Source organism: Paenibacillus agilis (assembly GCF_007786455.1).
Classification (GTDB): domain Bacteria; phylum Bacillota; class Bacilli; order Paenibacillales; family Paenibacillaceae; genus Paenibacillus_B; species Paenibacillus_B agilis.
On the sequence record NZ_VNJK01000001.1, the window covers coordinates 974,582 to 995,685 of the forward strand.

19 protein-coding genes are annotated in these 21,104 nt (G+C 44.0%); 14 read left to right on the top strand and 5 right to left on the bottom strand.

Features of this window, described 5'->3' with window-relative positions; translation table 11 throughout:
- Positions 1–22 precede the first annotated feature (22 nt).
- From accD to FPZ44_RS04195, 5 genes are all read left to right on the top strand, one after another.
- A complete protein-coding gene (accD, locus tag FPZ44_RS04175; protein ID WP_144987685.1) occupies positions 23–907 on the top strand; it encodes an acetyl-CoA carboxylase, carboxyltransferase subunit beta in 885 nt (294 codons plus the stop codon).
- Positions 897–1,862 (top strand): acetyl-CoA carboxylase carboxyltransferase subunit alpha, encoded by a 966-nt coding sequence (locus FPZ44_RS04180; RefSeq protein WP_144987687.1) that lies wholly within the window; start codon positions 897–899, stop codon positions 1,860–1,862. Before accD ends, FPZ44_RS04180 begins: the two co-directional genes overlap by 11 nt.
- Positions 1,863–2,029: 167 nt before the next feature.
- Complete coding sequence (pyk, locus tag FPZ44_RS04185; RefSeq protein WP_144987689.1) at positions 2,030–3,460, top strand: pyruvate kinase; 1,431 nt, start codon at positions 2,030–2,032, stop codon at positions 3,458–3,460.
- 86 nt (positions 3,461–3,546) lie between these two features.
- Positions 3,547–4,071 (top strand): acyl-CoA thioesterase, encoded by a 525-nt coding sequence (locus FPZ44_RS04190; RefSeq protein ID WP_261378192.1) that lies wholly within the window; start codon positions 3,547–3,549, stop codon positions 4,069–4,071.
- A 27-nt stretch (positions 4,072–4,098) separates the two neighbouring features.
- Positions 4,099–4,488, top strand: a complete 390-nt coding sequence (locus FPZ44_RS04195) for an FxsA family protein (RefSeq protein WP_144987691.1) — start codon at positions 4,099–4,101, stop codon at positions 4,486–4,488.
- Positions 4,489–5,085: 597 nt separating this feature from the next.
- Here the strand turns inward: FPZ44_RS04195 and ytvI are convergent.
- A complete protein-coding gene (gene ytvI, locus FPZ44_RS04200; protein ID WP_144987693.1) occupies positions 5,086–6,201 on the bottom strand; it encodes a sporulation integral membrane protein YtvI in 1,116 nt (371 codons plus the stop codon).
- Between the two features lie 362 nt (positions 6,202–6,563).
- Between ytvI and citZ the strand changes: the two genes are divergently transcribed.
- From citZ to FPZ44_RS04220, 4 genes are all read left to right on the top strand, one after another.
- Positions 6,564–7,676: a citrate synthase gene (gene citZ, locus FPZ44_RS04205; protein WP_144987695.1), complete on the top strand. Its 1,113-nt coding sequence runs from the start codon at positions 6,564–6,566 to the stop codon at positions 7,674–7,676.
- A gap of 144 nt (positions 7,677–7,820) precedes the next feature.
- The gene (gene icd / locus FPZ44_RS04210; RefSeq protein WP_144987697.1) at positions 7,821–9,119 is read left to right on the top strand and encodes an NADP-dependent isocitrate dehydrogenase; all 1,299 of its coding nucleotides are present in this window, start codon (positions 7,821–7,823) and stop codon (positions 9,117–9,119) included.
- A 13-nt stretch (positions 9,120–9,132) separates the two neighbouring features.
- A complete protein-coding gene (gene mdh, locus FPZ44_RS04215) occupies positions 9,133–10,074 on the top strand; it encodes a malate dehydrogenase (protein ID WP_144987700.1) in 942 nt (313 codons plus the stop codon).
- Positions 10,075–10,256: 182 nt separating this feature from the next.
- Positions 10,257–10,682, top strand: a complete 426-nt coding sequence (locus FPZ44_RS04220) for a hypothetical protein (protein ID WP_144987702.1) — start codon at positions 10,257–10,259, stop codon at positions 10,680–10,682.
- 93 nt (positions 10,683–10,775) lie between these two features.
- Here FPZ44_RS04220 and yfbR read toward each other — a convergent pair whose 3' ends face one another.
- A complete protein-coding gene (gene yfbR, locus FPZ44_RS04225) occupies positions 10,776–11,375 on the bottom strand; it encodes a 5'-deoxynucleotidase (protein ID WP_261378194.1) in 600 nt (199 codons plus the stop codon).
- Positions 11,376–11,544: 169 nt separating this feature from the next.
- Between yfbR and FPZ44_RS04230 the strand changes: the two genes are divergently transcribed.
- The 4 genes from FPZ44_RS04230 to FPZ44_RS04245 all read left to right on the top strand — a co-directional run bounded on the left by FPZ44_RS04230 (position 11,545) and on the right by FPZ44_RS04245 (position 16,838).
- Positions 11,545–13,122, top strand: coding sequence for a fumarate hydratase (locus tag FPZ44_RS04230; RefSeq protein WP_272482985.1), 1,578 nt, complete (start codon positions 11,545–11,547; stop codon positions 13,120–13,122).
- Complete coding sequence (locus FPZ44_RS04235) at positions 13,122–14,096, top strand: bile acid:sodium symporter family protein (protein WP_144987704.1); 975 nt, start codon at positions 13,122–13,124, stop codon at positions 14,094–14,096. Before FPZ44_RS04230 ends, FPZ44_RS04235 begins: the two co-directional genes overlap by 1 nt.
- 84 nt (positions 14,097–14,180) lie before the next feature.
- Entirely contained in the window at positions 14,181–16,004 is a 1,824-nt protein-coding gene (pnpS, locus tag FPZ44_RS04240) for a two-component system histidine kinase PnpS (protein ID WP_144987706.1), read from the top strand.
- A gap of 108 nt (positions 16,005–16,112) precedes the next feature.
- Complete coding sequence (locus FPZ44_RS04245; RefSeq protein WP_144987708.1) at positions 16,113–16,838, top strand: response regulator transcription factor; 726 nt, start codon at positions 16,113–16,115, stop codon at positions 16,836–16,838.
- Between the two features lie 259 nt (positions 16,839–17,097).
- Here the strand turns inward: FPZ44_RS04245 and cydS are convergent, their stop codons facing one another.
- The 3 genes from cydS to FPZ44_RS04255 are packed head-to-tail and all read right to left on the bottom strand — an operon-like array spanning position 17,098 to position 19,613.
- Positions 17,098–17,202 (bottom strand): cytochrome bd oxidase small subunit CydS family protein, encoded by a 105-nt coding sequence (cydS, locus tag FPZ44_RS27070; RefSeq protein ID WP_375163031.1) that lies wholly within the window; start codon positions 17,200–17,202, stop codon positions 17,098–17,100.
- Positions 17,203–17,220: 18 nt separating this feature from the next.
- Positions 17,221–18,249, bottom strand: coding sequence for a cytochrome d ubiquinol oxidase subunit II (locus FPZ44_RS04250; RefSeq protein WP_144987710.1), 1,029 nt, complete (start codon positions 18,247–18,249; stop codon positions 17,221–17,223).
- Positions 18,246–19,613, bottom strand: coding sequence for a cytochrome ubiquinol oxidase subunit I (locus FPZ44_RS04255; RefSeq protein WP_144987713.1), 1,368 nt, complete (start codon positions 19,611–19,613; stop codon positions 18,246–18,248). The genes FPZ44_RS04250 and FPZ44_RS04255 overlap by 4 nt, the downstream gene beginning before the upstream one ends.
- 506 nt (positions 19,614–20,119) lie before the next feature.
- Between FPZ44_RS04255 and FPZ44_RS04260 the strand changes: the two genes are divergently transcribed.
- A complete protein-coding gene (locus FPZ44_RS04260) occupies positions 20,120–21,082 on the top strand; it encodes a PstS family phosphate ABC transporter substrate-binding protein (protein ID WP_375163030.1) in 963 nt (320 codons plus the stop codon).
- The last annotated feature ends 22 nt before the right edge of the window (positions 21,083–21,104 follow it).

Sequence of the window (21,104 nt, forward strand, 5' to 3'; positions counted from 1 at the left end):
TCAGCCTAAAGAGGTGTCATGAGTGTTCAAAGACTTATTCCACAAAAAGAAGAAATACGCGACGATTCCATCCATACGTGATGATAGTGATCGTCCTAAGCGTGAAATACCTGAGGGATTGATGACAAAGTGTGCCAAGTGCGGCACGATTCAATATCATAAGGAATTGGAAAAGAACTTGAAAGTTTGCTCGGAATGCGGACATCATGCCCGTCTCAGTGCATGGGAACGCATACAGATGACTTTAGATGATGGTCGTTTGTTTGAATATGAAGCTAATATGGTGTCTGAAGATCCGCTTGAATTCCCGGGATACGCGAAGAAGCTGGAGCAGCAGCATGCAAAGTCTGGCTTAAATGAAGCTGTTATTTCCGGTGAGGGTACGATTGGCGGATATCCCGTTGTCGTTGCTGTCATGAGTTTTGACTTCTTCAGCGGAAGTATGGGATCTGTTGTTGGAGAGAAAATAACTCGTGCGATCGAGATGGCGATGCAAAAGAAGTATCCGCTTATTATTTTCTCTACGTCAGGTGGAGCTCGTATGCAGGAAAGTATATTGAGCTTGATGCAAATGGCGAAGACAAGTGCTGCATTAGCGAAGTTTCATGAAAGTGGAGGCCTCTACATATCCGTATTTACGGATCCGACAATGGGAGGCGTATCTGCGAGTTTTGCTATGTTGGGCGATATTAATTTGGCCGAGCCAGGGGCTCTTGTTGGTTTTGCAGGCCGAATTGTTATTGAACAAACCATTCGTCAGAAGCTGCCGGACAACTTCCAAACCGCTGAATTCAACTTGAAGCACGGTCAGGTTGATATGGTCGTTCCACGCAAAGATATGCGTCAAACGTTAACGAAGTTGATTGACCTTCATACCGCGAAAGGAGAGATGGCGAATGGCGAGTGAGCTTCCATTTGAACAACCGCTAGCAGAATTGAAGCAGAAGATTGCAGAATTGAAGCGCTTTGGAGAAGAGAAGAACATAGACTTCAGCGAAGAGATTACGCGACTGGAAGAGCGTCATTCAAAGCTGGCTGAGGAGATCTACTCGAGCATTTCACCGTCTCAGAAGATGCATCTGGCTAGACATCACCAGCGTCCAACGACGCTGGATTTTGTTAATCATATTTTTACTGACTTTATTGAGCTGCATGGTGATCGACTATTCGGAGATGATCTAGCTATCGTCGGAGGCATTGCCAAGCTGAATGGCATGCCAGTAACCGTTGTAGGCCACCAACGAGGCAAAGATACAAAAGAGAATATAGCACGGTTTTTTGGAAGTCCTCATCCTGAAGGATTCCGGAAGGCGCTGCGCTTTATGCAGCAGGCCGATAAATTTAAGCGTCCAATTATTACTTTTATTGATACAAAAGGCGCATACCCTGGCAATACAGCAGAGGAGCGAGGACAATCTGAAGCGATTGCCCGCAACTTGCGTGATATGATGCTGATGGGCGTGCCGATCATTTGCGTTGTTATTGGTGAAGGCGGTAGTGGTGGAGCGTTAGCCCTTGGTGTAGGCAATCGAGTGTTAATGCTTGAGAATGCCATCTATTCGGTAATTTCTCCGAACGGAGCGGCATCTATTTTGTGGAAAGATGCGTCGAAGGCGGATCAGGCTGCAGAAGCAATGAAGATTACAGCCGCTGATTTGCTTGAGATGGGCATTATTGAGGAAGTAATCCCGGAGCCGCAAGGTGGCGCGCACAAAGATATTCCTACGGCTGCGGCTTCTGTTAAGCATGCATTAGTAAGACAATTAACAGAATTGCTGGCAATGACACCAGATGAGCTTCGTGAAAATCGATATGAAAAGTTCCGTTCTATCGGTCGATTCACCTATTTAGATCAAGCTTAACTAACAATTTACAGTCATAACGACTTATTCATTTGGTAAAACTTAAAAATATGACAATCTTCATGTACAAATTGAAGAAGGTATAGTAAATTAAATAGTTGTGAACTTGTTATAATAAATATATCAAGTGGATAGTAGAGAGCCGAACATATTGGAGGAAACTCATAATGCGCAAAACTAAAATTGTATGTACGATTGGTCCTTCCAGCGAATCATTGGACAAACTGAAACAACTTATTATGGCTGGTATGAATGTAGCACGATTGAACTTCTCCCATGGAGACTTTGAGGAGCATGGCAATCGTATCATCAATATTCGTAAAGCAGCTCAAGAGTTGAACAAAACAGTTGCCATCTTGCTTGACACAAAAGGTCCTGAAATTCGTACGGGTAAATTGGCTGTAGAACCAATTGAGCTTGTAGAAGATCAGTACATCACTTTGACAACAGAAGAGATTGAAGGAGATGCTAACCGCCTATCGGTTACATACGCTGATCTTCCGCGTGATGTTGAAGTAGGTTCTACAATTTTGATCGATGACGGTTTGATCGGATTGACTGTTGTTGAAGTTCAAGGCACAGAAATCAAATGTAAGATCGTTAACGGTGGTACAATTAAGAGCAAAAAAGGCGTTAACGTTCCAGGCGTAAGCATTTCTCTTCCAGGTATTACAGAGAAAGACGCTAACGATATCCGTTTCGGTATCGAGCAAAACGTTGACTTTATCGCTGCTTCCTTCGTGCGTAAAGCTAGCGACGTTATGGAAATTCGCAACTTGCTTAAAGAGCACAATGCGAATCATATCCAAATCATTTCCAAGATCGAGAACCAAGAAGGTGTCGACAACTTGGATGAAATTCTTGAATTGTCCGACGGCTTGATGGTTGCTCGTGGTGACCTCGGCGTTGAAATCCCTGCTGAAGAAGTTCCTCTTGTGCAAAAGCGCATGATCGAGAAATGTAACTTGGCAGGTAAACCAGTAATTACAGCAACACAAATGTTGGATTCCATGCAGCGCAACCCACGTCCTACACGTGCGGAAGCTTCTGACGTAGCTAACGCTATCTTCGATGGAACAGACGCAATCATGTTGTCTGGTGAAACAGCTGCTGGTAAATACCCAGTTGAATCTGTACTCACGATGTCTCGTATCGCTGAGAAAGCAGAATCTGCGCTTGAGTACCGTGAAATCTTCGTTCGTCAAAGTTCGAAGCAGCAATCTACTATTACAGATGCAATCGGTCAAGCAGTAGCTAACTCTGCATTGGACCTTGATGCGAAAGCAATCATTACATCCACACAAACAGGCTATACAGCTCGTATGGTATCCAAATACCGTCCGAAAGCACCAATCGTTGCTGTAGCTGCCTCTGAGCAAGTAATGCGCGGCATGGCGTTGGTATGGGGCGTTGTACCTGTTAAAGGTGAGCCAGCAAAAACAACAGACGAAATGTTCGATACAGCTGTTAAAGGCGGTCTTGAAACGGGTCTAGTTGCTCATGGTGATCTTGTTGTCATCACAGCTGGTGTACCAGTTGGCTGCGCAGGTTCTACGAACCTGATGAAAGTTACGCAAATTGGACAAGCTTGCAACTAATTCATAAATAGCAATATCTACAGAAGCAATGGTGTCGCAGCCATTGCTTTTGTTGTATCGTTAACTTTCCATTAGGGGGAGTAAGAGTGAAGAATGAAGAGCAGCAATCGACGCATCTCGAAACCGATCATATTGCAAAAAATCCTTGGTTCGGAGTGGCTATGCGGGTTCGTTACCAGGAGACAGACGCCATGGCCGTTGTTTTCCATGGAAATGTTGCAACTTGGTTTGAAGTTGGACGTACTGAATGGATAAGAGCACTTGGTGTTAACTACAAACAGCTCGAAGAGGAAGGACTTTTGTTTCCTGTCACTGATCTTCGAATCAGCTATAAGCGCCCCGCTCATTATGATGATTGGGTGGCTGTGTTTACAAGGCTTGATCAGTTGGGCACGATTCGTATGTCATTCCAATCCCTTGTCTGTCGGTTGACTGAGGAGCAAGTGATTCAGGTACAGACAACAGGATGGCTGTCAGAGCCGATTGGAGAGCTTCTCTACGAAGGTGGAACCGAGCATGCTTGGATCGGGCGTGACTGGCGTCCGAAGCGCGTGAGTCGTGAGCAGCCTGAATTATGGTCGATGCTGCAACCATTTGCACAAAAGCAATAGAAGGTTGAAATGGTAAATAGGGAGTGAATGTATATGTGGTTCCTGTTATTACTTGCACTTATTCCAGCAATGGAAATATGGGGATTTATTTTTGTGAGCGGCCAAATTGGAGGCTGGAATACGTTCCTGCTTGTTATTGTGACGGCTATTATAGGCGTTCTTATTACTCGTCATGAAGCGGCACAAGTATGGGGCGACGTACAGCAGCAGATGCAGTCTGGACAAATTCCAGGCCGTAAGCTAGTCGAAGGACTTTGCGTCATGCTGGGTGGTATTTTACTGCTAACTCCTGGCTTTGTAACCGATATTATCGGGTTTACGATGGTCTTTCCGTTAACTCGTCCTATTTACAGACACTATATGTTGAAATGGATTGAGAAAAAGATGCAGAATGGTAATTTTCATATTTTGCGATAACATTTAGTGATGAACTGGTGATGCACTATGCATGCAGTATGAAGTGTTAAGTAGTGATGAAGTAGTGGTGTGCTGGTGAAGTATCGATGACACTCGTGCTAACGGTTGCCATTGAGGCTATTTGCCTCATATTTAATCATTATAAAATGTAAAGGGTGCCAGTGAGCTTATTTATCATATTGAGCCATGAAATGGACTGAAATTGCTTAAATTAGCTCGACTACAACCGTTACATGTCAGATATGGATGATTTCCCTAAAATAACGGTGATGGCGCTCGTTAGAGAGCACTCATACTTCAAACTCTAGGCTCGAACCCTAGAGCTCGCTAGAACAGAATCAATCTCTAGGATCGAACTCTAGATCTCATTAGAGCACACTCAAACTCTGAGACTCAAACGCTAGAGTGAGTTGAAGCGGTATCTTAGTTAGTTGAAAAATAAAATAATACGAAAAGAGCAAGGGAATGACGAGCTGCTGGATGCTTCGTTGTTTTCTTGCTCTTTTTTTAGAGCGCAATATGTGAATTTGATCAACGACCCGTGGCTAGTTACTTCTAAATGTTATGGGACGAGTGTTCGACATCGATATAATCGCTCTATTTTCTCCCTATCATAATGTAATTGCGAACATCTCGGAATACATGTGCTCGATGTACGGCAGTTAGCAGTATGAGTGTGACAGGTCCGATAATAAGCCCGAGTACTCCGAATAGATTTAGCCCAACAAACATGGAGACCAAGGTCATGAACGGATCGATCCCGATGCTGGATGCAAGTACTTTTGGTTCTATAATTTGCCTTGCTACGAGGACGATTGCATAGAGAACGGTTAAACCAATGGCTAGTGAAGAAGGGTCTGTTATAAAACTATACATAATCCACGGCACCATGACTGCTCCGACACCGAGATAAGGGAGCAAATCCACGAGACCAATTAATAGCCCGATCGTGACGGCATAGGGTACACCTAACAGCAACAAACCAATCGTAATGACGACGGCTGTTATGGAGATAAGAATGAATTGAGCGCGCAAGTAGCCAAATAGAGCTTTCTTTAGATCTGCCCATACACTATAAGCTGGTTTGCGCAATTGATCAGGGAACCAATCGGTTACGAGGTTAAGCCAATGCTTCCAATCTTTGCTGATAAAAAAAGCTGCTAGTAATACCACAACTGAAATTGTAGCAATGTTAGGGAGGCGTGATAGTAGTGTTACAATGCCATTCAACATGTATGTAACAAGATCAGTTACGGTATTCGTAACCGTTTCGGCAGTACGAGAGATATTCGTATTGATTGTGTTCTGAATGTTAGGGTTATCTTTATACAGCAGACTAAGTGTCTCAATTAGCGATACGATATGTTCATTATTCATAAGGGTAAGAAACAATTCGCGCCATGCTTGCAAATACAGTTGAATCGTCTCTGTCAAGGTCATAATTTCTTTGACGATACGTGTGACAACAGCAGCAAGCACGGTGAACATTGAGGTTACAAAGACAGATAAAGAAAGAGTAACAGCTAACCATCGTGGAAAACGTAGGCGATATTCCAAGAGGTTGACGATCGGATTCATAAGTGCAGCAATGATCCATGCTAGCAAAAATGGATAAAGCAAGGGCAGCAGCAATGCACATAAAATTATGCTAGCCATGATCAAGATCATAACCATCACAGCTCGTACGACTCGTTTTGTAATGTTAATATCCACGATACGCCCCCTCTGTATTGCTAGTCCAATCTATTCTTTTCTATGAAATGGCAACAAACACTGTGTTCCAGCTATGCGGCCGATATACGTTCTTGAGCGCGATGAGATAGAGATTATCTTATATATATGTAGGTTTTTTAAACAATTTCATCTTTTTTCAGATTCGTTCCTTAAAAATCCGTTTATGTAGGTGATAAAGCATTTCTATCCCTAAAATTGCCTTTTTGCGTTCACAGAACCGACAATATCCTATATCATTTAACTAGAAGTTTTAATTACTTCATAGAAATACTTATGCACAATCGAATACGCAGTCGAACGTTGTACACAAAAGAGAAGTATGATGCAAAGGAGAGAGGGCTATGACAGCAACCAAAGGGCTAGAAGGTATTGTTGCAGCGGCTTCGTCTATCAGTTCCATTATTGATGGGGTATTAACCTACCGTGGTTACAATATTGATGATTTGGCTGAACATGCTACGTTTGAAGAAGTTGCTTATCTGTTATGGTATGGAAAGCTTCCAAATGAGGCAGAGCTTCAAGATCTTCAAGCAAAGCTAAGTGATCATGCATCCGTTCCAGCAGGTGTTATCGAGCAATTGAAGTTGTTCCCATCTGAAGCGAATACAATGGCTGTCCTTCGTTCGGCTGTTTCTGCTTTGGCACTGTATGATGATAGTGCCAATGACATGAGTGCAGAAGCGAATTTGAATAAAGCAATTAAGATTCAAGCTCAGTTACCTACCATCGTAGCTGCTTATGCTCGTATTCGAGAGGGTAAAGAACCAGTTGCACCGTTAGCAGGCAAGTCTATTGCTTACAACTTCCTGTACACATTGCTAGGCGAAGCGCCTGAGCCGCGTGCGGTCGAAGCAATGGATAAAGCATTAGTATTGCATGCTGATCATGAATTGAACGCTTCTACTTTCGCAAGTCGTGTAACCGTTGCCACGTTGTCCGATATCTACTCGGGTATCACTTCGGCAATCGGTGCTTTGAAGGGACCATTGCATGGCGGAGCGAACGAAGCGGTTATGGTTATGTTGGAAGAGATTGGTGAATCAAGAAATGTAGACGATTACATTCAAGACAAGTTGGACAACAAAGCTAAGATTATGGGCTTCGGACACCGTGTATACAAGAACGGAGACCCTCGTGCTAAGCATCTTCAGAAGATGTCGGAAGAGCTTGGCAAGGAGAAAGGCAATCTTGATTTGTATGAGATGAGCGTACGTATTGAAGAATTGGTAACGGGTCAAAAGGGACTTAAACCAAATGTGGACTTCTACTCCGCTTCGGTTTACACGATGCTTGGTATCCCTCGCGATTTATTTACACCAATCTTTGCAATCAGCCGTACATCTGGTTGGACAGCGCACATCTTAGAACAATACGAGAACAATCGTATTATTCGTCCGCGCGCTGAGTATGTTGGCCCGTCAACACAAGCTTATATTCCTATTTCTGAACGTTAATTTATCTAAGTATCAAAAATTTTCATATTTTAGCTTGTCATAGAAAATGGCGGGTTGCTACAATAAGGATGTAGTGCCCGTCATCGGCGTATGTCATATACGCGGATTCATACCATTCAGCATTATTCTGAGGAGGAACTATATATGTTGCAATTGGAGAAGTTTGCTGCACCAACAGAGGGCGAGAAAATTACGATTAAAGACGGTAAGTTGCAAGTACCAACACAACCGATCATTCCATTTATCGAGGGAGACGGTACAGGCCGTGACATTTGGCGCGCATCCAAGCGTGTATTGGACGCTGCAGTTGAGAAAGCTTATGGCGGCGAGCGCAAGCTTGCTTGGTACGAAGTATTTGCAGGTGAAAAGGCTTATAATGAATATGGTGAGTGGTTGCCTAACGATACGTTGGAAGCAATTCGTGAATATATCGTTGCCATTAAAGGACCTTTGACAACTCCAATCGGTGGCGGTATTCGTTCTTTGAACGTTGCGCTTCGTCAAGAGCTGGATTTGTACACTTGCTTGCGTCCTGTACGTTATTTCGATGGTGTACCTTCTCCAGTTAAGCGTCCTGAACTGGTTGATATGGTTATTTTCCGTGAAAACACAGAAGATATCTATGCTGGTATTGAGTACGCTTCTGGTTCCGAAGATGTGAACAAATTGATCAAGTTCTTGCAAGACGAGCTTGGCGTGAACAAGATTCGTTTCCCTGAAACATCTGGTATCGGTGTGAAACCAGTATCTTCTGAAGGTTCCAAGCGTCTTGCTCGCGCTGCGATTGAGTTTGCAATCAAGCACGGTCGTAAGAGCGTTACATTCGTTCACAAAGGCAACATTATGAAGTTCACAGAAGGTGCCTTCAAGAACTGGGGCTATGAAGTGGCAGAGGAAGAGTTTGCTGACAAGACGTTCACTTGGGGTCAATATGACCGCATTAAGGACGAGCATGGCACAGAAGCTGCGAACAAAGCTCAAGAAGAAGCGCTTGCTGCAGGCAAGATCTTGGTTAAAGATGCAATCGCTGATATCGCGCTTCAACAAGTATTGACTCGCCCGAAAGACTTTGATGTTATCGCAACATTGAACTTGAACGGTGACTACTTGTCCGATGCTTTGGCTGCACAAGTTGGTGGTATTGGTATTGCACCAGGTGCAAATATCAACTATTTAACAGGCCATGCGATCTTCGAAGCTACTCACGGTACTGCTCCGAAGTATGCGGATCTTGATGTAGTTAACCCTGGTTCCGTTATTTTGTCTGGCGTTATGCTCTTGGAGCACTTGGGCTGGCAAGAAGCTGCTGACCTTATCTATGGTGGTATGGCTACAGCAATTAACAACAAAACGGTTACCTATGACTTCGCACGCTTGATGGAAGGCGCTACAGAAATCAAATGCTCAGAATTCGCTGACCAAATCATCAGCAACTTGAAGTAAAGGGGATAAACAGATGGCAATTCGTCGCGCGAAAATTACAGTAGTAGGTGCAGGATTCACAGGAGCAACTACAGCATTGATGCTTGCACAGAAGGAACTTGGAGATGTTGTGCTAGTAGATATTCCTCAGTTGGAGAACCCAACTAAAGGAAAAGCATTGGATATGCTTGAAACAGGCCCGGTGCAAGGATTCGACAGCAACATTATCGGTACTTCTAACTATGAAGATACGAAAGATTCTGATGTAGTTATTATTACAGCAGGTATCGCTCGTAAACCAGGTATGAGTCGCGATGACTTGGTTAACACCAATGCTGGAATTGTCCGCTCCGTTTGTGAGAACGTAAAGAAATACAGCCCGAACTCTTATGTTATTCTTTTGAGTAACCCAGTAGATGCAATGACATATGCAGCGAACGAAACGCTTGGTTTCCCTAAGAACCGTGTCATTGGTCAATCCGGTGTATTGGATACAGCTCGCTATTGTACGTTTATCGCACAAGAGCTTAATGTATCTGTAGAAGATGTGCGTGGTGTTGTTCTTGGAGGTCATGGTGACGATATGGTTCCACTCGTTCGTTATACGAGCGTTGGTGGGGTGCCAATCGAGAAGCTTCTTCCGCAAGAACGCATTGATGCAATCGTAGCACGTACACGTGTTGGCGGCGGCGAGATTGTAAACTTGCTCGGTAACGGCAGTGCTTACTACGCTCCTGCGGCATCTATTGTACAAATGACTGAAGCTATCCTTAAAGACAAGAAGCGCGTTCTTCCTGTCATTGCATTGCTCGAAGGTGAATACGGCTATGAGAACTTGTTCATGGGCGTTATGGCAGTGCTTGGCGGAGACGGAATCGAGAAAATTATTGAGATCGAGCTTACTGCTGAAGAGAAAGCCGCACTTGATAAATCTGCTGAATCCGTTCGTAACGTAATTAAAGTTGTGAATGGATAGTGAATTTTTGGGATAAGCTATTAGAGTTGCTCGCGTGCGAGCAACTCTTTTCTATGTTTCAATGTCAAATGTATAGTATAATAAATCATAGACAAGGATGATTCTTTACTCCAGCGCTCATCGTTGCAGGAAGATTCATTCATAGAGATACATAAATTAGAGGTAATGGAGGATTTGGAACAATGGCTTCAGTATTTTGGACAATTCACTTTATGGCAGTTGCTTTGATTGGTTTCTACGGGCTAGCTCCATTTTTTGCGAACAATCTTAAGAAGGCTGCTCCTGGTGCGCAAGAGGGCGTACTGTCCACGATGATCGTGGGTAACCGCATTGCACAGTATATTCTCGTCGTTCAGTTTATTACTGGCGGCTACATGATGACTAAAGCGGGCGTTTCTTATGTGTGGATGGGAGTTGTAACGGTTCTATTGCTTGCTATGTTCGCATTCAGCGGCATTATGGGCAAGAAGATGAAGGTTGCATTACAAGCAGCTAAAAACAACCAATCTGATACAGCTTCGATTTCCAAAGTTGTAACATTTAGCTCCATCATTTTTGTACTCTTCATCGGTATGCTAGTTCTAATGCAAAATTCGTCAATCATCTAATGGTTATTTGCTACCGTTAATTATGAAAGGCTATCTCAATGGTTTGGTTTTATAACCAAGCCAGAGATAGCCTTTTTTGTTTTGGATAAATTCCTATTCTGATTTGGACATTTCATCGAGCGTCATTTCGAAGCTTGGCAAGAATACGTTAAGGAAGTAGTCTACTTCCTCCATCTGGAGCTCCTTCATCTTTTGTTCGGTTTGACGCTTTGCTTCTGCAAATTCACGATTGCCTGTAGCAAGTTCTAATGTACATTTTAAATAGGCATCGATTAAGTCAGCAGCCTTTACGTACTTCTTAAGCACCGGGTCCTGCTGCCCTGCTCCTATTAATGGTCCATATACGGAACGCAGCTGTGCAGGTACCATTTCAAGTAGTCTGTCAGCAGCAAGCTGCTCAATTTCTCTGAAGTTATTCAGAATCCGAGGGTTATGGTGTTTGACGGGTGTAGGGATATCTCCCGTGAACACTTCGGTAGCGTCGTGGAATAAGGCCATGGTTACGACTTTGTCGGTATTGATTCCGCGATGAAATTGTTCATTAGCGATCGTACACAGTAAATGAGCAGTAAGAGCAACATGGAAGGAATGCTCGGCAACGGACTCCCGATTCGTATTGCGCATTAAGCTCCAGCGCTCGATATATTTAAGACGATACATATAGGCTAGAAAGTGTGAAGCGGGCGTTTTCAATAGATTCCATCCTCTCAAAAAGGGTTTGTTATGCTATTATATGATTATTGGCACTTTTTTGAATAGATAATAGATAGGTTGCCAATTAATCCTGCTGATACAAATAAATAAACAGCTTAGACCAGTCTTCAGACGGGAACGAGGGAATATAGAGAGGAGCAGTTGGAGGATGTTGCAGCAGTTTGGCCAGAGTGTTTATCAACTAATCGTGGAAGCGTCTTCAAACCTACCGGGAGACGTTCGTAGAGCGATCAGACAAGCGAGAGAGCGGGAAGACGCCGCTACGCGTTCGGGCTTGTCGTTGAGTACCATTGCACAAAATATTGAGATGGCAGAAACCAATGTTTCTCCTATTTGCCAAGACACAGGGATGCCTACCTTTATCGTACATACCCCTGTTGGCGTGAATCAAATCGTTCTGAAGCAGGAAATTCGTGAGGCTGTGCGTCTAGCGACGAAAGATGGCAAGCTTCGCACGAACTCTGTTGATTCCTTGACAGGAGCGAACAGCGGCGATAACTTAGGCCCTGGGACGCCTGTTATTCATTTTGAGCAGTGGGAGCAAGATGATATAGAAGTTAAGCTGATCCTTAAAGGGGGCGGCTGTGAGAATAAAAATATTCAATACAGCTTGCCTACTGAGTTAGAAGGATTGGGCAAAGCAGGGCGTGATCTGGACGGAATCCGGAAGTGTGTTCTTCACGCTGTTTATCAGGCACAAGGACAAGGATGCAGCGCGGGCTTTATCGGTGTTGGAATCGGTGGAGACCGTACAACAGGGTACGAACTTGCAAAGCATCAGCTGTTCCGTGAAGTAGACGATCGTAACCCAATTCCTGAGCTGGATCAGCTAGAGCAGTATATTATGGACAAAGCAAATCAACTTGGCATCGGTACGATGGGCTTTGGCGGTGAAGTGTCGCTGCTAGGTTGTAAAGTTGGTGTGATGAATCGTTTGCCGGCAAGCTTCTTCGTTTCTGTTGCGTACAATTGCTGGGCGTACCGTCGTCAAGGTGTATTGCTGGACAGCACAACAGGTGCCTTGAAACAATGGGTGTATGAGCGCGGCACAGCTGTTCCAATGAAGGATGCTGCTGAAGAAGTGGCTGCGTCTGCTACATCCGACAATAGCACGTCTGCAAATACGGATACTGATGAAGAAAGTGGACGCACAGTCGTGCTTACGACGCCAATTAGTGAGGAAGATATTCGTTCACTGCGAGTTGGCGATGTCGTTGTCATTAATGGTGAGATTCATACTGGACGCGATGCGCTGCATAAGCACTTGATGGACCATGATTGTCCAATCGATATGAACGGCGGCGTTATTTATCATTGCGGCCCTGTTATGATGCAGGATAGAGATGGTGATTGGCATGTAAAAGCAGCAGGCCCAACGACGAGCATTCGTGAGGAGCCTTATCAAGGCGATATTATTAAAAAGTTTGGCATCCGTGCAGTTATCGGCAAAGGCGGTATGGGAGCGAAGACGCTTGCTGCCTTGAAAGAACATGGCGGCGTATATATGAACGCTATCGGCGGTGCAGCTCAGTACTATGCGCGCTGTATTAAACAAGTAAACGATGTAGATTTCATGGAGTTTGGTATTCCAGAAGCGATGTGGCATCTGCAAGCAGAAGGCTTTACCGCGATTGTGACGATGGATTCCCATGGCAATAGCTTACACGCGGATGTGGATAGAAATTCCTTCGAGAAATTATCTCAATTCAAGGAGACCGTATTTTAATGGCTCGACAATCGTTAGGGATACAAATGAATACATGGTTTGAAAAATATATGTTTGTTTTGATTCCCCTCAGTCTTGTGCTGGGGGTTCTTTGTAGTCCATTACTTATTGATCATGTTCCATTGGTGCCGTGGCTGTTCGGCTTGGTTACGTTCGTTATGGGACTAGGGTGCGGTTGGAAAGATATTATGGCGGCTTTTCGTCGGCCACTTTTATTCCTGATTGTCTTTGTGATGACGCATCTCGTTGCGCCCCTATTAGCTTACGGGTTTGGCGCCGTATTATTTGGTTCAGACTCTTCTTATACGATCGGCTTGGTGCTGTTTGCCGTTATTCCATTAGGGATTTCCTCTGTTCTATGGGTTGAAATGGCACGCGGAGCTGTACCCATTATGCTTGCCTTAGTTGTCGTAGATAGTTTGCTAAGTCCAATCGTTGTTCCTTTATCGCTGTCGTTGTTGTATGAACAATCAATTCCGTTTGATGGCTGGGCGATGCTGCTGGACCTGCTTCTTATTATCGTACTGCCTACGTTGGCTGGTATTGTCGTACATGAATGGACGCGGGGACAAGCTAAACCTCGGATGGCGCCTGTTTTGCTGCCTTTGTCCAAGCTTGCTTTCGTTGGTGTGGTAATGCTAAATGCAGCAGCAATCGGACCTTTCGTTAGGACATGGGATACAGAAGCCTTTATTGTTTTTGCTGCCGTATGCGGCTTAGTTGCTGCTTTCTACGCGCTTGGTCATGTGACAGAACGGCTATGGCCTCCCCATTTAAGCCCGCCTCAGTCTACACTTGGTTTTGCGTCTGGCATGCGCAATATATCGTTAGGATTAGTGCTAGCTATGCAGCATTTTGGGGCAGAAACGGCGGTTGCTGTAGTATTAGCCATTTTGATTCAGCAGCCGGGTGCAACAATCTATCATGCGCTTATTCGGAGGAGACAACGTGTTCTTGCTGGTAATTTGAACTGAGACAAGCTAGGATATAGATGAAACGTTGTTCAATTATAGTGTGGATATTTGAACAACAATGAATGGAAGATGGAGCGTATACGTATGTCAAGATTTCGTAATCGATTAACGTTAACTTATGTGCTTATGGTCGGGTTATCCGTCCTGGCTGCGGGGATATATATGACCTATTCCTTTAAAGACAGCCATATTAAGCAATTGGAACAGACAATGGTACAGGAAATTAAAATGCTTGATACGATGCTCGAATGGCGTTCTTTTGATTCTGCGGAAGACAGAAGCGCGTACTATACGACATGGGCGAAAGCATTGCAGGAAGCGACAGATACAAGGGTAACCTTTGTACTGTCAGATGGCACGGTAACGGGAGACTCTAATTATGATGTAAGCTCGATGGATAATCACTTGCAGCGGGAAGAGATTCAACAAGCTGCCAAAGGATACTTCGGCTCTATCATCCGATTTAGCAACACGTTAAACGAAAATATGCTTTACGTGGCTGGACCAATCCAACATCCTGGCAAGTTCGAAGGCTATGTACGTTTAGCTAAAGGTCTTGCTGAAGTGGAAGCAGGTGTACGGCAGCTTTTAGAGTATTTAGTAATTGGTTTAGCGGGTCTATTTCTAGCTGCAGCCATTGTCAGCTATCGAATTGCACACAAGCTCACCCGTCCAATAGAAAATATGACGCGGGTTGCTTTGCGCATTGCTAAACGGGATTATTCAGCTCGGGTAGAAGCAACGGGGAAGGACGAGCTTGGACAGCTGGGCTCTGCTATTAATGCAATGGCGGATAGCTTGGAGGAGCAAGTGGATGAGATTCGTGAAAATGAAAGTCGCTTGCGGAGCGTTCTCGATCATATGATGAATGGCATTGTTATGGTGGATGCGAATGGTCGAGTCGGCTTGATGAATGGTAAGGCTGAACAATTATTTGGATTATCGTGCAAAGAATGCCTAGGGAAAAATTACACAGACATTCGGATTCCAAGCGAGCTGCAGGTCATTATTTCGGAAGTTATGATGTATCGCAATTACGTTCAGCACGAAACGACAGTGTATTATCCAGAAGAGAGACTATTAGATATTCATGCTGTTCCTGTTTATTATACAGATGATGAATGGGCAGGGCTGCTTTTGATGATGCAGGATTTATCGGAACTGCGTCGACTTGAGCGAATGAGAAGTGAATTCGTAGCTAACGTTTCCCATGAATTAAAGACACCGATTGCTGCTGTTAAGGGCTTTGCAGAGACTCTGCTGAATGGGGCAATTCAGGATGCGGAGACGGCACATTCCTTTGTGCAAATTATTCATGATGAGAGCGAACGCTTGAATCGATTAATTGGAGATTTGCTGGAGCTGTCCAAGATTCAGTCAAGACAAGTGCCGATGCAGTACTCACCGGTACACCTGCCAAGCTTATTGGAACAGACCGTTCATATATTGGGGAAAAATGCAGATCGCAAAGAAATTGAAATTACGTTGCAAGTAACCGATGACTTGTTTATCGAGGCGGATGAAGACAGGCTGCGTCAAATTGTATTGAACCTTTTGTCCAATGCAATTAACTATACTCCTGAGGGAGGTAAAGTGAAGCTTTGTGCCAAGCCGATACTAGTTGGTACCTTTAATGATAGTGAGCCTGATGAGCAAATTGAGATTTCGATTACGGATACGGGCATAGGCATTCCGAAGAAAGATCTGCCTCGTATTTTCGAACGATTCTATCGGGTAGACAAGGCTCGTTCTCGCAGTTCAGGAGGCACAGGGCTAGGTTTGTCTATCGTGAAGCATCTTGTAGAATCACATCACGGGACGCTAAAAGTTGAAAGTGAAGTTGGTGTTGGCACTACCTTTACGATTACTTTGCCAATCATTCAAGACGCGCCTATTGATTTCGAATAAATTGGATGAGGACAAGAGGTTATGCATCTGCTATAGAATGTGATAGGATATGGATAGGTTAGCAGTATAGATGGAACGGTGATTCCTATTGGTAACATGGAGGAGAACATGTCGGAACCAAAAGTATTAGTCGTGGAAGATGAGCCTACTTTGGCGCGGCTCTTATCTTATAACTTAACCCAAGAAGGGTACAAGACAACGCTTGTTGATAATGGCCGCGATGGACTTCAGATGGGGCTTAATGAACCATTCGAGCTCATTGTACTTGATATTATGCTTCCAGGTATGAACGGATTCGAAGTGCTGCAGAAGCTTCGTCAAGCAAAGGTGACTACACCGATTATTATTTTGACAGCTCGCAATGCGGAAGAAGAAGTCGTACAAGGACTCAAGTATGGGGCGGACGATTATATTACGAAGCCATTTGGTGTAGCAGAATTGCTGGCTCGTGTAGGTGCAGTGCTGCGCCGTACGTCCGCAGACGGAATGACACTTGAAGCAATCGATGAGCCTATCAATACGGGTATCAAGCTTGGAGAGCTTCATATATTCCCTGACAAATATGAAGTTACGCTGATGGGAGAAGGAATATCGCTGCGTCCTAAGGAGTTTGAAGTTCTGCTGCATATGGCTAAACGACCTGGGACCGTCATAACCCGTGATGAGCTGATGAACCAAGTATGGGGATTTGATTATATTGGTGGCCAGCGCACGGTGGACGTACACGTTAGCTCACTGCGGAAGAAGCTAGAGCTTAATCAGCAGTCGGTGCATATTGACGCTATTAGAGGCGTCGGGTACAAGTTGGTAGTAAGTAAGACTTCTTTGCAATAATTTACACGGTTTTACATCGATGTCGTATGTCTGTATGAATGTATGTTATCGTTTCGGTACATGCCAAGCTTTGAAGTTAGTAAAAGGCTGTGGGTTTGTATCAGGAATGATGTAAATGGCAGCGTAGGACAAGCGTGTCATATAACGTTTCATAAGAGCGGAGCATCCCTTTATCCAATGTGATAGAAGGATGCTCCTTCTTTGTATTAGTGGAAGCACATCTAAGGCGATTCACTATTTATCATTTTCGCACATTAAATTATGCATCTTCTTTCGTGCTTGCCATCGCTCCCCAAGTAAAAACAGCCACAATGGAAAGTACGACAATGATCAAGGGAAGGAAGAAAATAAGAAACACAGTCATGTAACGGTATGCTCCCTTCTAATATTTTGGCTTGCTATGCTTGCCTTTAACGTAGTTGGTGTCGAACAGAAATAATCGAAGCAGCAAGTATAGAGACGGGATAAGAAAGAGCAAGCCCAACATAAACACGGTGACTAACGTAGCCCCCATTGTAGCATTTGTAAAATGCTCTTCGATGGTTAAGTATGGATAGAGCAAGTAGGGTAAATGAGCTTTGCCATAACCGAACCATGCGAAGCCAAATTGCAAAATAACAGCAATGAAAGATAGCCCATAATGGCGCCGCCTCCATACGCAGTAAACGGCAACCACAAAGAAGAGAAATGATAGGGCGAACATCCATCCATTTGCAACCATATTGTTGTAGTGCTCTACATTATGTCCCCGTATGGCATAGAAGACGAACAAGCTTGCAAGTATCGTAGGCAGTGACCAAGACAGAGCATACTTGCGTACGATTTCCAGTGCCGGTTTATCTTGTGCTCGGTTAGCATAGTAGGTCAAGAACATCGCTGATATATACAACACGCTGACGAGCGCGAGAACAATAACGGCATAAGGATATACATCTGTAAACAACCGCGTGAATTGGAAGTTAACTATGCCATTCTCCACAAAAATATAACCGCCTTCGGAAATGGTCAGCACGGTTGACAACGCAGCAGGTATAAGTAGCCCGCTTAGTCCATACAACAGCATGAATATCCGATTGTTACGAGAGCCATACATGCTAAACGCATAGTAGGAACCTCGAATCGCAATCAAGATAATACCAAGGCTGCCTGGAATCAGCAAAGCCGTGCCATAATAATAAGCCGAGTCTGGGAAGAAACCTACCAGACCGACGACAAAGAAGATGAGAAACACGTTCGTTAACTCCCACATCGGAGCAAGGTAACGTTCGATAATGTTATTAATAATGTGGCGCTGCCCAGTCAATAGGCTGTAGTAGCTGAAAAATCCTGCACCGAAATCAATCGACCCTAGAAGAAGGTAGAAGAAAAGGAAGAGCCATAGAACCGTAATCCCTATTAATTCGTAACTCATCGTTTCACATCTCCTTCTTTCATTCCCCGGGCAATAAACTCTGCTTCGATTGGATTGTTTTTAAACATCTTAATTAGTACATAGATGCAGGTCACTGACAGAACGACATACAGCCCAGCAAACACCCACAGCATTCTATCTACATACAGAGCTGTTGTTGCCCCTTGAGATACTTTCATATATCCCCATAATATCCACGGTTGCCGTGCGATTTCTGAAAATATCCATCCGAACTCAATCGCTAACATCGCAGCAGGAGCTCCGAGTAGAATGGCAACGAGTAGTCCACGATTCAATGGTTTTTTCATTGTTCCTTTCTTGCATCTTCGCCAATGAGCAAGCACATGCCATAAGGCCACGATGGTAATGTATACACCAAAGAACACCATCCCATCAAATAAATAATGGGAAGCTCGCAGCGGTGGCCACTCCTCTCTAGGAACTTCATTCAATCCTTTTACGACTGTATTTGGAGAACTTCCAGCCAATATGCTGAGCGCATAGGGGATTTTGAAAGCGTATTTGACTTCATTGTTCTCTGTTAGAACCCCCCCGACAATAAGTTCGGCTTTGTCTGACGTTTCAAAGTGCCATTCTGCAGCTGCCAACTTTGCTGGTTGATATTCATGCAGAAACTTACCCGATAAATCTCCTATTGCCGTAGATGCCAGCGAAAAAATAAGCGCAGCCATCATCGTTAAGCGCAGTGCCTTTTTGTGATACACATGGTTGCGCCCTCTAAGCAGGGCAAATGCAGCGATTCCTGCAAGAATGAACGCAGCCGTTACATAAGCGGTGGTCAGAACATGTGCCACCTTAGTTGGCATAGCAGGATTGAACATCGCAACAAGCGGATCAATGTTTATCATTTTTCCATTAACCATATCAAAGCCCTGCGGCGTATTCATAAATGCATTCATCGAAGTGATGAAAAAGGCAGACATCGATGCACCGAGAACGATGGGCAGCAGCAGCAGAAAGTGCAGCATGCGATTTTTGAATCGGTCCCATGTGTACAAATAAATACCTAGAAATATCGCTTCGATAAAGAAGGCGAATGTTTCGAGAAACAAGGGAAGTGCAATAGCTTGTCCAGCAACCCGCATAAAGTTGGGCCATAGCAAGCTTAATTGGAGTCCTATTGCAGTACCCGTAACTACACCTACCGCAACTGTTATTGTATAGCCGCGAGCCCAGCGACGAGCCATGAGCAAGTAATAGGTGTCATTTCGCTTAATGCCGATCCATTCTGCTAACGCAATCATTAGAGGGACACCTACACCGATGGTGGCGTAGACAATATGGACACCTAATGTAAGTCCCGTCAACATTCGACTGTATAGGACCGGGTCATAACTATTCATATATGCTCACTCCTTCTTGATGAAATTAGATATGTAGTTTAGTTGGAACTCTACTTACGATTTGTAAGTCTAGCTTAAAAAGCGGCGGATAAATGACAGCAGCATAATAACGCCTACACTAAAGCTCAATATGATGAGCCAACGTTCCTGTTTGTTGATGCGATTCGTATGATCATTCGAATTCACCTTGTTCACCGCTTTCGTATTTATTCCAATTCATTGGACTCTTCATTCAAAAGGTGGATGCTGGGCATGCTAAGCCAATCCAGATTTGTAATATAACCAATATCTGCACATTTACTGGGAATTATGCGCTATTTTATGTGAATAGCATGTCCAAACGTAATGGAACTATAGTTGTAATGTCGATTTCACGTAAATGTTTTCAGATTTTACATTGCGTTTACAAATTAAATAATTGAAATTAACAATTGGGCGGTACACTACAAATGAGCAAGAGAGAAATGACTAATAAACTTCATGTCCGTTGAAGGAGAGGGATTGTTTTGAACACACGCAACAAACGCTTTGTAATGTTAACTCTGATTATGGTGCTTGCACTAGTTGTCACAGCATGCGGGGGAGGCACAAGCTCCACAGGTGGAGAAGGCGGAAATGCAGCATCAAGCATGACAGGGAAACTTGATATTGATGGTTCAAGTACGGTGTATCCGTTGACAGAGGCAATAGCGGAAGAGTTCAACCGTGAAAATCCTGATGTTCGTATCGCAGTTGGTGTTTCTGGTACAGGCGGCGGTTTCAAGCGCTTTGCCAACGGGGAGATCCCAATCGCTAACGCTTCTCGTCACATGAAAGATAAAGAAAAAGAATTGGCTACTACAAATGGTATAGAACCAATCGAACTAAGTGTTGCGTACGACGGCTTGTCCGTTATCGTGAGCAAGGACAATGATTGGGTTGATAAATTGACAGTTGCTGAGTTGAAAGCCATCTTCGAACCAGGCAGCAAAGTGAAGACATGGGCTGATGTTCGTGCAGGCTGGCCGAATGAAAAGATTAAGATTTATTCTCCAGGCGCAGACTCTGGTACATTTGATTACTTTACAGAAACGATTAACGGTGAAGCACAAGCAAGCCGTAACGATGAGCAAGTTACATTCTCTGAAGATGACAACAACCTTGTACAAGGTGTTGCTGGTGATAAGAACGCAATCGGCTACTTTGGATTCGCTTATTTTGAAGAGAACAAAGACAAGTTGAAAGCTGTTCCGATTGATAATGGTAAAGGCGCAATTGCACCAACGTATGAAACAGTTCAAGACGGCTCCTATGAACCTCTATCTCGTCCATTGTTCGTCTATGTGGACAAAGGCATGCTGCAAGAAAAGCCTGAGGTTAAAGCATTTATGGAATTCTACTTGAATACGATTGGTGAATTGGCACAAGAGGTTGGCTATATTGCATTGCCACAAGCAGAAATGGATAAAGAGATAGCGAAGCTTAAATAAGCAGAAGCAGCCCTCTATATTC